We start from the raw sequence: 12,178 nt of genomic DNA on the forward strand, positions 1-12,178 counted from the left end.
CAAAGAATGCCTGTCGCAAAAGACAGGCATTCTTTGTTTTCAAAAGCCATCCGGTATTTCTATTCCCTTTTAGTGATTTGCTTTAGCTACAGATACCAAGCAAAGAGCGGTTAGAATAAGACATTTTGCAATCTCTTTTTAAAATCTTTCTCATCCATCCAATCATAGACAGTATCTTTTAACTTTTTTATAACCTCCGTTTTCGATTCGGCAACAACCTTCTTCTTTTTGGTAAGTACATTGGACACTGGAGTATTGGTGATCTCGACCTTCGTTGCAAACATATTGATATTCATACTGGGGATAGATATCCCCAAGATCAAGCCCGGCAGCCCATGGATTAATTCTGGCCCCCCTGATATCGGAATCTGTCCCGCAAAAAATGCGACAACATAGATTGAATCTTGTATGATTCCATTTGCTCGCCTACAATCATAGCCTGCGATGTTGCGATATTCATCAGTGTACTTCCATTTCACTGCAGGCAAAGAATCCTTCATCAACAGTTGCTCATCACCAAAAGGTAATAATTTGATGAATTCTTGGTTCTTGAAATTCAAATAAGTTTTTGAATCAGTCACTGCCGGATTATACCAGGAGACATTTCGATAGTTAGCGGGGTAATCTTCCTGTACGGTTTCAAACAAAGTCTCGGTATCATAAAACTTCAATGTATGATGTGTGATCATTTCAACAGGTCCATTTTTGACTGCATTCTCTACCCCCAGTTTATCCCAGGTATCCAAGTCTGGCTTACTTAAATAAGTTCGTTTCAAGTAGTTCTGCACATGGAATTTCCGTTCGAAAGTCACAGTGCCACTGTTCGGGAAAAATGCATGCTGTGCCTGTATTGCAGTGATGGACAAACATAAAAGCCCCATTATTAATATTATTTGCGTCCTCATTTGGCATCTCCTCTCATTGTTGTAAAATTGTAGATCACTTTTAACATCCCATAACGACGCAATACGTTGTTGCTTGTCTGGATAAATGCAGTACCATCCTGATAGCGACGCACTCCAATATTTTTATTTAATATATCGTTGACAAATAATTGCGCTTCCAAAGATTTGTCCTTTAAGAATTTTTTAGAGATATAGCCATTCATGTTCATCATGTTAATGGATTGCAATGTCTTTGTTGCAGCTTGATAATTCTGTTGCATGGATAGCGAAATTTTAAAGTCTTTGGGTAAGTAATAGGTGACTTGCGAATAAGAATTGAATTTAAATGTTGTCTGATTCAATTCGGGCTGCAAATAGGAATCCATTTTTTCCACGCCTGGACTCAAGTTAATATAAAAGTCCATTTTATTTGCTTTAAAACGGTTAAAACCTATATTAGGACCTACGCTCCAAGTTTTGTTACGGTTTAGCTGTGGATCTTGATTCAATAAAGAAAGATAACTATACTGACTATTATAGTTAAGGTCCATACCAAGGTTCATCTTTAATCCCCATTTCTTTTGTATCGGAAAACTATAGCTTCCGCCTCCATACAAAGACCAATTATCCTTATCAATATTGACATAGGAGATTTGTCGGGTACCCTCTTCCAAGTTATAGCGCACACTACTATTAATATTGCGTTTTCCCTGATAAGCGCCAACATAGAAATACATATTTTGATCTTTTAGCTGCTTATAAGAGTTATAATTGACAGAATAGGAATTATTGAACCCAGATTTCAGATCTGGATTGTCCAAATATTCCACGAGCGGCTGGGCATTTTGTTTAAGTGGTTCGATCTGTGTCAATGAAGGCTGGGCAGTCTGTCCACTGTAACGGAAGCCTATGTTTTTACTTTTAGAAATTTTGTAATTTACCGAAAGCGATGGCCTTAAAGAGGTCTGATCGCGCTGCAATATGGTATTTAAATTATTATAGGTTCTTTTTACAGCTTCAAATTCTGTTTGGTTACTCAGATTGATTGTCAAGTCATTTGTTTTATAGTTCAGTGAAGTATTGATACTATTTTTTAAACTGGAAAAATTAAAATCATTCAATACACTTTCATCCAGCACGGTATATTTTTGTGTGATAGGATCTCTATTGAAGGATTGATTGAGTGTTTCTGATTTATTGCTTGAAAAAGAGTACCCGATTGATCCTGTAATCTTTTTTGAAAGGGGCTCGGTATAGGTTATCGAAGCGCCATACGTATTATTTCTGATTTCATCTTTTTTAAATTGATCGATTGTGTCAGTACGCTGGCTATTTTCAAAATAGTTTTCCGAAAAATATTGTGTCTTCGAGAGGTTCCGATCCGTATTTGCGTTGACATTAAATGTGATGGAGCGACGTTCTTTTTTAAACCGCCGTGTCAATATTGCATTTACATTAAATTTATCCTGATCACTATTCAGATCCCTGCGCGATATGGTGTTTGTAATCGGCTGTCCGCTCAAGGTTTTCTGATAAGCTTCCGCTTCGGAGACATTATCCCTATTGGATTTATTAAAGCCCATATTCACGGTCAGATCAGCAAGCGAATCCAATTTATAATCATACCTCAAATTAGCAACATTTGCTCTGTTTTCATTTTCCGTTCTGGTTGTATTACTGTCTATTTGTGCCCGTTCTGGCAAGTTATTCTGCGCATTATAGGTACTTGTATTATCAACATTGATCTGACTACGCTTGTAATTGACGTTAATTTTGTGCTTATCATTTTTAGACTTATCGGAATAGCTTACCCCCATATTTAAAGCTTTAGGTACACCTCCACCCCTGTATTGGCCATCCCATCCGCCTTCCGTTTCATCTCCACCGGAAGAAATCATGATACCTCCACCGTCCATCATCTGTACATTGCCGCTTCCCCCCACACCATATTTTTGACTATCCTCAAAGCCCAAACCTACCATGCCGTCATTGGCCAAAATACCATAAGCGGCAATCTTCTGTGCCCCTTTAAACTTATTGAGCATGACTTTCCCACCATAATACTTATCTGTTCCTGCACCTGCGATTGCCTGACCAAACATCCCTTTCTTTTTATCCTCCTTGAGTTTTATGTCAATAGTTTGCGTACGCTCTCCGTCATCCACACCGGTACGCACAGCCAGATCGGATTTCTTTTCGTATACCTGTACCTTGCTCACCATATCCGACCGGATATTTTTGGTAATCAGGGTTGGGTCATCCCCAAAAAACTCCTCTCCATCGAGCAGCACCTTTTTTACCTCTTTTCCCTGCGCTGTAATCTTCCCTGTCCCATCGATCGTAATACCTGGAAGCACCTTGAGCAAATCCTCAACCTTAGCATCTTTCTCAACCTTAAAACTACCAGCATCATACTCTATCGTATCTCCTTTAATAACGACTGGAATTCGTCCATTGACCTGCACTTCCTCCAAAAGTAATGCTGTCTTTGACAGCGATACCATACCGAGATCAAGACTTTGGGATGTAATATGGATATCTTTCACGAGGTCAGCATATTGTGGATAGGACACGACCATTTTATAAATACCTGTATCCAGATTGGCAATTTGGAAAGTCCCATTTTCTTTTGTTCGATCGAACTTAATTAATATAGAATCTTTTGGGTTAAGTAAAGCAACTGACGCTTGATGGAGTTTAGCTTTGTCTTTGGCATCAACAACTACACCTGTAAGCCGCTGTTGGGCATAGGAAATAGAGCTTATGGCTGAAAGTACAAGAAACAAAACTAAGGTATAGGTTGGTCTCATAAATTTCCGTTTATATATTGTCGCAATAAAGATATCAATGTTGCTACGGAAAATTCGTAAAATAATGTTAAATAATTAAGAAATTAAAAAAATAGTAAAAACAAAAGTAAAAAGCTGTAAAACAACTAATTAAAGACAAATATCTAATAAAACTGGATAGAACAAAATGTTACACCAGCTTTGTTTTCCCAATAAGACACAACTAATAATATCAGAAGAAATATAGTTTCACACATTTCTGCCTGACATATTGAAAATAGTTTCGCTATAGAAAAACCGGTAGCGATGCTTTTTTTACAACCTGTAATCTATTATGATACCAACAGAGATTTCATGGATCTTTGTGGTCGCTTCATAACTATTCAACTGAAATTTGCACAACAGGAATATATTCTTGTACTTAAAGAGTAATTTTTCTATCGCTTTCGATTGTTCATCAGATATCTGTTCCAAGCACGATTGGCCTCGCCTAGCTCATAGTATAAGGCAGCGTGTGTAGAACATTATCCTGCTAGTCACCTTTTTAGAAATACCTTCAGTATAAAAAAACAGCAGTAACTTGCGCTACTGCTGTCTATACTATTCATTGCAAACAAACCTTTTTGCTTAGTTTGTAAACGACATCGAACAAGTCAATTATTCGACGTTTAAATTCAACTCTTTTTCTTTATTGATTAAATGTGCAATGCTGGTGTCATTCAAAATTTGCAACATCGCATTCCGCACTTCCACAAATGTATCACGGATGCCACAGGCATGCTCTTCGGTACACTCTTCACAGGAACGATAAAAATTTAGACTGACACAAGGGAGCAAAGCAATCGGTCCATCGATCAGACGCATTACCTGAGATAAAAATACATCCTCTGGAGCTTTATTGAGACTATAGCCACCACCTGCACCTTTTTTACTATAGAGAATCCCTGCGTTGCGCATTTCAAGGAGAATCTGTTCCAAGAATTTTTTTGGAATATTTTCTTCCTGCGCGATCTTAACGATCTGCATAGGTTCATTTCCGTAGTTACGACCGAGCACCATAAGTGCCTTAATTGCATATTTTGTCTTTTTGGAAAGCATAATTTGTTAACCCCCTGTTGAATTGCAAATTTACGTTTTTTATTCAATAGAATAAAACCTATAAAACTAGCTGTAAAAGAAAAGCCCTTAGCACAATTTACCCGTTGGATATCCTTATGCTAAGGGCGAATATTATTTGATAACCGAATTGCTATTGGCCCAATACTGCTGTAATGGGTTTACCGATACTTCCATTGGGTTCGGTAATATGCAATAGTGATGAAATTGTAGGCGCAATATCGACAATATGGACCTCGGTATTGGACACACCTGGCTTAATACCCCAGCCCATAAATACCAATGGGATATGGGAATCATATCCCGACCAAGTACCATGTGTCGTACCCGTAGAACGTGGGGTACCATCATACCATTGTGGTTCACAAACGATCTGGATAACACCACTTCGTTTGTAGTTATACCCATTGATCATTTTTTCACGGACAGGCTCTGGAATCATTAGGCCTTCGCTCTTTTCCATATCTGCAACGTATGCAACACCTTCGGTGTGGCGCAATTCGCGAATAATTGTCTCTTTTATTTTATCCCGATCCAATTGAAGCGAATCAATGATTTGATTATTCAAATGAACCTGATAATTCATCATACTCTTGACGATTTTTTCCTGTCCAAATTTCTCTTTCAACTTTTTGTTTAGATCCGAGATAATCTGACGGGAATAGAAATAACCGCCATTTCCTTTCATATCCATATAGAATCTCGAGTTGTAAGAAGCGCCATGGTCAGCAGTCAGGAAAAAGGTGTAATTGCCTTTACCGACAGCGTTGTCCAGATAAGCAAAGAAATCGGCAAGTTGTTTGTCCAATTGCAGATAGATATCTTCAATTTCTACAGCTGTTAATGAGTAGCGATGTCCGACATAATCTGTAGCCGAAAGACTAACACAAAGGAAATCGGTATTTTTAGTTGGATTATTTCCCATCTGCTCATTCTTGATGGCTTCCATTGCCAGATCTAAGGTAAACTGATTACCCATTGGCGTTGTTTTTATCAACTCAAGACCTTCGTCTTTCATCAACTTAGATGTCGCACGCGGTAAGGTTGGTTTCTCTTCACCAGGATATTTCCCTTCATAGATATTATCATCAGCAATACTATTCGCTGCATAAGTACGCACATCGTACATCGGCTTCCAGTCTGCCTTAAGATATTTTTCCGCTAATTTTTTCTTATTGAAGTCAACGACCCACTTCGGTAATTGATCCATATAGAAATTGGAGGTAATCCAGTTGCCCGACTTCGCCTCAAACCAATAAGCAGCATCCGCAAAGTGACCGGCAGGTAATATGCCGCCTCTGTCTTTAATTGCGATACCAATGACTTTAGATTTAAAATTTGAAGCCAGTTTCAACTGATCCGTTACTGTAGAAGCCAGTAAATTACGTGGGGATTGTTTTCCTTCTTTCTCTGTAGTACCTACACCAACGACATTGTCATCTTGGGTACAATACATATTCTTGCCTGTAAGCTCCTCGATCCAATCATTACCCGCAATACCGTGGATTGAAGGAACAGAACCAGTGTACACCGAACTGTGTCCTATAGCTGTATAGGTCGGAATATAATTGATCAGGGTATTCTCGCAGGAGAAGCCTTCTTTCAAAAGTCGCTTGAAACCATCATTTCCATATCGGTCCGCAAAGCGATATAGATAATCCCAGCGCATCTGATCCACCATCAGACCGACGACCAATTTGGGTCTTTCCGGTTGTTGTGCCATGGAGGAGAGTGCAGCTATTCCAAATACGACACTTAAAAAAAATCTTTTAATCATAATAGTATTAAGTATTGAGTATTAAGCATTAAGATATTAGATTTGAGACGTTCACAATACGAAGTCTCCGACTTACCTAAATCTCCTTTTTTTACTTATTAATTTTAACCGTTGACTTTACTAATCTAAGTCCCTAACTTCAGCAGCCACTGTGTAGAGCCGCCGTTTAATAACGAATGCTAATGTAGGGTTTAATCTTTTAAATGCGTTTTTAAAAATTGTCCTGTATAAGAATCTTTACAATGTGCAAGATCTTCTGGAAGTCCCGTAAAAACTACCTTTCCACCTTTATTACCCCCTTCAGGTCCAATATCAATCACCCAATCCGCCGACTTGATCATATCCATATTATGCTCAATGACCAAAATACTATTGCCGAGAGCAATCAAAGCATCAAACGATTTTAGCAGTTTTTTAATATCCTGAAAATGCAAACCAGTAGTCGGTTCGTCAAAGATAAACAGGGTCTTCTTGCTGTTATTGCCTTTGATCAAAAAGGAAGCAAGTTTAATCCGTTGGGCCTCACCCCCTGAGAGCGTACTGGAAGACTGCCCGAGCTTTACATACCCTAAACCAACATCTTGTAATGGCTGTAACTTAGCCAATATTTTAGGCTGGTCACCGAAGAAGACAATGGCTTCATCCACGCTCAGTTCAAGTATATCTGCTACGGATTTACCTTTATATTGCACGTCTAGCACAAACTGCTTGAAACGTTTTCCACCACAGGCCTCACATGGGAGTACGATATCTGCCATAAATTGCATTTCGATCTTCACTTCCCCCTCACCTTGACAGACATCACAGCGGCCACCCTCGACATTAAAAGAAAACGCAGCTGGTTTCAATCCCGCAGCTTTGGATGCGGCTTGATTGGCATACAATGCCCTGATCTCATCCCAAGCCTTAACATAAGTCACTGGATTGGACCGTGAAGAACGACCGATAGGATTCTGATCGACCATTTCGATCTGTTCCACTTGTGCAATATCGCCTTCTATGGAATCATATACACCTGTTTGTTCACCAGAATAATTACCGATTGATTTCTGCAATGCCGGATAAAGAATCCGTTTTACCAAGGAAGTCTTTCCGGACCCAGATACCCCAGATACGACGGTAAATGTATTTAAGGGAAACTGCACATCGATCCCCTGAAGATTATTTTCATGCGCTCCCTTTACAGTAATACTGTTGGACCACTTTCGCCGTTTTTTGGGAACTTCGATCTGGCTCTTGCCACTCAGATATTGACCCGTTAAGCTCCTATCATCTTTTAGGATCTCACTATACGTTCCCGCAAATACCATCTCACCACCATTGATCCCTGCTTCAGGGCCAATATCGATCAAGTAATCTGCAGCCTCCATCATTTCCTGTTCATGCTCAACCACAACAACCGTATTACCTACATCACGCAGGGACTTCAGAACCGAGATCAGACGTTGTGTATCCCGCGGATGTAACCCAATACTTGGCTCATCCAGTACATATATTGAGCCGACGAGCGAACTTCCGAGCGAAGTTGCCAAATTGATTCGTTGGGATTCCCCTCCGGATAGCGTATTGGACAAACGGTTTAAGGTAAGGTAGCTTAATCCTACATCGCATAGAAATTGTAACCGGTTATTAATTTCGGCCAATAGACGTTTGGCGATCACCTTTTCATTTCCTTCCAGAGACAAATCTGTAAAAAATGCCAAAGCTTCTTCAAGAGGCATCAATACGATATCGGTAATTGACCTACCACCTACTTTGACATAGGTCGCATCTTTGCGCAACCTTGTTCCTCTACAATCCGGACAGTCGGTCTTACCACGGTAACGTGATAACATCACGCGATATTGAATTTTATAGGTCTGTTCTTCAAGCTCTTCAAAGAACTGGTTAAGCCCTGTAAAATAACTATTTCCCGTCCAGAGTAATTCTTTTTGTGCTGCAGTCAGATCAGAATAGGCGCGGTGTATCGGAAAATCAAACTTTAAAGAATTTTTTACCAGCACCTGTAACCATTCGCCCATTTTCTCTCCTCGCCAAGGAGCAATAGCGCCATCATAGACAGAGCGACTCTTATCTGGTATAACAAGATCTGGGTCTATACCAATGATCTTCCCATAGCCTTCACACCGACGACAGGCACCATAGGGATTATTGAAACTAAAGAAGTTGGGACTAGGCTCCTCAAAGGTAATTCCATCGAGTTCAAACTTATGCGAGAAATGATGTCTTTTATCCTTTTCTTCAATATACAATTCACCTTTACCCTCAAAAAATCCGGTTTGAATAGAATCTGATAATCGATTAATGGTATCATCATCCTGTTCGATACGTACCCGATCCACTACGATCAATACCTCGCCGTCCTGAATCGTTTCATTGGCCATGCTCTTATCGTCAATAATACTTTCGATTTTTTGCATTTTATCTTGATAAACGACACGGACAAATCCTTTCTGCAGTAAGAGAGACAACTCTTCTTTGAGCTTTCGCCCATGGGAAGGCACCAACGGAGCCAAAAGCGTGACAGATTCTCCCTCGTCAAACTTCAAGGCAAAATCTACCACCGAACTCACACTGTCTTTAGTCACCTCCCTGCCTGAGACAGGAGAAATCGTCTTACCGATTCTTGCATATAGTAATTTCAGATAGTCATATATTTCGGTAGAAGTTCCGACAGTAGAACGGGGATTGCTGGTAATAACACGTTGTTCAATCGCAATCGCTGGAGCGATCCCTTTGATGTAATCGACTTCGGGTTTATTCATCCGTCCCATAAACTGCCGTGCATAGGAAGAAAGACTTTCAACGTACCGTCGCTGCCCTTCAGCATATAGGGTATCAAAAGCGAGGGAAGATTTTCCCGAACCCGACATTCCTGTAATGACAACTAATTTATTTTTGGGAATATCAACATCAATATTTTTCAGATTATTGACCCTAGCCCCTTTTATTTGAATATATTCTTTTGGAGTATGCTCCACTTTTTTACTCATAATAATCCTTATCTCACACAAAGTTACGCAATCTTGGCTGATTATAGTCCCTATGAATTAAAAGCTCTCACGAAAAAATACAACCGCTATCATCATGCAGTTCTATAAATTTAGAGGCTGCCTTTTTTCATTTCAGTGACAGCATAATCAACGGCTCTAGCTGTTAATGCCATATAGGTCAGCGACGGATTTTGCGTTCCTGTTGAGGTCATGCAGGAACCATCGGTGACAAATACATTTTTCACCAAATGTAACTGGTTCCATTTGTTCAACAACGAGGTCTTGGGATCCAGTCCCATACGTACTCCGCCCATTTCGTGGATATCTAACCCCGGATTTTGGTTACTGTCACTAATGTTGAGATTCTTGACTCCTGCAACATCCAGCATCTCCTGCCCTTGTTGAAAGAAGTCATCTCTTGATTTGTAGTCGTTTTCCTCGTAACCCACGGCTGTAATCAATTGAGGAATACCATAAGGATCTTTCTTGTCTGCACTCAATCGCACATGATTGCTTTCCTTGGGAATCGTCTCGCCCTGCATCATCATAGAGACGCCCCAGCCCTCAAGTTCGGATAAACTGTCTTTATAATCCCCGCCTACCGGTACTCCCTCAAAAGCCCCTCCCCGCGAACGGGAAGCCCCAAAGAACGAGGCATAACCTCTTAAAAAATCTGTTTCCTGTCGATGTACATTTCTAAAATTGGGAATAATAGGTTGGGTTGGCCTACGTCCATAATAATATTTATCTTCATAACCCTCCATTGTACCCGTTATTGTACCCAAATAATTATGAAAAGCGACATATTTCCCCAACAGTCCACTGTCATTTCCTAGGCCATTCGGAAAACGGTCGGAAGTGGAATTCAATAGAATCTGGTTTGTCGCTAATGCAGAGGCATTGACAAAAATAATTTTCGCAAAAAATTCTTGACTCGCCTTAGTTATGGTGTCAACAATACGGACACCGATCGCTTTTTGTAAACTATCATCGTAAAGTATAGATTCGACAATCGCTTGAGGGCGAATGGTCAACTTTCCTGTTTTTGCCGCCCAGGGTAAAGTGGATGCATTGGAACTAAAATATCCACCAAAAGGACACCCACGATGACATAGGCTACGTGCCTGGCACTGGCTCCGCCCTTGATCAATATGGATCTGTCTGGGCTGTGTCAAATGAGCACAGCGTCCCTGAATCACTGGACGATCTTTATACTGCTGCTGTATGCGTTGTTGTATCGCTTTCTCTACAACGTTCATCTCCCAGGCCGGAAGAAAATCACCATCTGGCATCGCGTCAATTCCATCCTTATTACCCGATATTCCGGCGAAATGTTCGACATACGAATACCATGGTGCTATATCATCGTAACGAATTGGCCAATCCACTGCAAAGCCATCCCTTGCAGGGCCTTCAAAATCGTACTTAGACCATCGCTGGGTCTGACGGGCCCAAAGGAGAGATTTACCACCAACTTGATCAGCCCGAATCCAGTCAAATGGTTTTTCCTGAATATAAGGCTGGGCCGCATCCGGCAGAAAAAAGTGCTTGGCGTCTTCCCGATAGACATAACATTTTGAAGCAATTGGATTTTCATCCTTGGCCTGCTGTTCCACTTGTCCACCGTGCTTGAACTGCCAAGGATCCATATACGCTGTGGGATAATCCTGGATATGTCTGGCATCTTTACCTCGATCCAAAACAAGTGTTTTCAATCCTTTCTCGCAAAGTTCCTTAGCGGCCCATCCGCCAGATATCCCCGAGCCGATCACAATAGCATCAAAATGATTCTCCTTATTCATCATTATATTTAGGTCGTATTTGAAGAGTTAATATACTGTAAATTAAAACTATTGCAGCAAATATTCATTACAACTCACATGATTTTGTTACAAAACAAACGAAGAACAAATGTATCAACCACAGCTTATCAAAGGGTGCTCTTTTACATCCGCACAGGGTTTAACAAACAATTATTTTAAATATTCAACCATTTGCAATTAATCCTTCTGAATTTTATTTAGTCTTAGAAATATAGTTTTACAAAACAGCGTAGCAATAGCAATAGCAATAGAAATTGCGTTTAAAGAATAAAATAAAAAAAAGGTTATGAGAAAAAATGTATTTAAAGTTATGGTCATGATGCTATTCGTTTTCGTCGCATCCACAACAGTAAGTAAAGCACAAATGGTGATTGATAAAATAGATTTAAATATTTTTCCAGCAGCGGAAAAAGGATACAAAAAAATGGTTATCGAAGTTCCATATTCGGAGAATGATAAAAATAAGAAGATCGAATTCTCTGTAAGTAAATGGATGGAGGTAGATGGTTGTAACAGTTTTAATCTAGCTGGTTCTTTTGAGAAAAAAGATCTTCAAGGCTGGGGGTATGATTACTATGTATTTAAAACTAATGGAAATGTAGCAAGCACAATGATGGCCTGCCCAGATAAAGCAAAAAGAAATCTTTTTGTGAGTGCTCAACCTGAAATAGTACGTTATAATGGTCGGATGCCTATCGTTATTTATGTCCCTGAAGGTTATGAAGCGCAATTCAAAATCTACTCAACAGATGGGGATAGCTACCGTGCTGCTGAAGTCAGAGAAAAGAAGTAATCA

General features: G+C 39.9%; 7 protein-coding genes. 1 reads left to right on the top strand and 6 read right to left on the bottom strand.

The features are described 5' to 3' along the window. Nucleotides 1-110 precede the first annotated feature (110 nt). The 6 genes from OGI71_RS19505 to OGI71_RS19530 all read right to left on the bottom strand — a co-directional run bounded on the left by OGI71_RS19505 (nucleotide 111) and on the right by OGI71_RS19530 (nucleotide 11,364). The gene (locus tag OGI71_RS19505; RefSeq protein WP_282251218.1) at nucleotides 111-881 is read right to left on the bottom strand and encodes a GLPGLI family protein; all 771 of its coding nucleotides are present in this window, start codon (nucleotides 879-881) and stop codon (nucleotides 111-113) included. A 20-nt stretch (nucleotides 882-901) separates the two neighbouring features. Continuing rightward, nucleotides 902-3,694 (bottom strand): outer membrane beta-barrel protein, encoded by a 2,793-nt coding sequence (locus OGI71_RS19510; RefSeq protein WP_282251219.1) that lies wholly within the window; start codon nucleotides 3,692-3,694, stop codon nucleotides 902-904. A gap of 636 nt (nucleotides 3,695-4,330) precedes the next feature. Continuing rightward, complete coding sequence (locus tag OGI71_RS19515) at nucleotides 4,331-4,771, bottom strand: Rrf2 family transcriptional regulator (RefSeq protein WP_120261185.1); 441 nt, start codon at nucleotides 4,769-4,771, stop codon at nucleotides 4,331-4,333. Between the two features lie 151 nt (nucleotides 4,772-4,922). Next, complete coding sequence (gene pafA / locus OGI71_RS19520; protein WP_282251220.1) at nucleotides 4,923-6,566, bottom strand: alkaline phosphatase PafA; 1,644 nt, start codon at nucleotides 6,564-6,566, stop codon at nucleotides 4,923-4,925. A 191-nt stretch (nucleotides 6,567-6,757) separates the two neighbouring features. Next, complete coding sequence (gene uvrA, locus OGI71_RS19525) at nucleotides 6,758-9,559, bottom strand: excinuclease ABC subunit UvrA (protein ID WP_282251221.1); 2,802 nt, start codon at nucleotides 9,557-9,559, stop codon at nucleotides 6,758-6,760. 110 nt (nucleotides 9,560-9,669) lie between these two features. After that, entirely contained in the window at nucleotides 9,670-11,364 is a 1,695-nt protein-coding gene (locus OGI71_RS19530; RefSeq protein WP_282251222.1) for a GMC family oxidoreductase, read from the bottom strand. 304 nt (nucleotides 11,365-11,668) lie between these two features. Here OGI71_RS19530 and OGI71_RS19535 point away from each other — a divergent pair, with 304 nt between their 5' ends. Next, a complete protein-coding gene (locus OGI71_RS19535) occupies nucleotides 11,669-12,175 on the top strand; it encodes an ecotin family protein (RefSeq protein WP_282251223.1) in 507 nt (168 codons plus the stop codon). Nucleotides 12,176-12,178: the final 3 nt, after the last annotated feature.

Source organism: Sphingobacterium sp. ML3W, from assembly GCF_029542085.1.
GTDB lineage: Bacteria > Bacteroidota > Bacteroidia > Sphingobacteriales > Sphingobacteriaceae > Sphingobacterium.

Excerpts from the sequence above, each read along its gene's own strand:
- OGI71_RS19505 (WP_282251218.1), bottom strand. The coding sequence starts at position 881 with ATGGGGCTTTTATGTTTGTCCATCACTGCAATACAGGCACAGCATGCA.
- OGI71_RS19510 (WP_282251219.1), bottom strand. The coding sequence starts at position 3,694 with ATGAGACCAACCTATACCTTAGTTTTGTTTCTTGTACTTTCAGCCATA.
- OGI71_RS19515 (WP_120261185.1), bottom strand. The coding sequence starts at position 4,771 with ATGCTTTCCAAAAAGACAAAATATGCAATTAAGGCACTTATGGTGCTC.
- pafA (WP_282251220.1), bottom strand. The coding sequence starts at position 6,566 with ATGATTAAAAGATTTTTTTTAAGTGTCGTATTTGGAATAGCTGCACTC.
- uvrA (WP_282251221.1), bottom strand. The coding sequence starts at position 9,559 with ATGAGTAAAAAAGTGGAGCATACTCCAAAAGAATATATTCAAATAAAA.
- OGI71_RS19530 (WP_282251222.1), bottom strand. The coding sequence starts at position 11,364 with ATGATGAATAAGGAGAATCATTTTGATGCTATTGTGATCGGCTCGGGG.
- OGI71_RS19535 (WP_282251223.1), top strand. The coding sequence starts at position 11,669 with ATGAGAAAAAATGTATTTAAAGTTATGGTCATGATGCTATTCGTTTTC.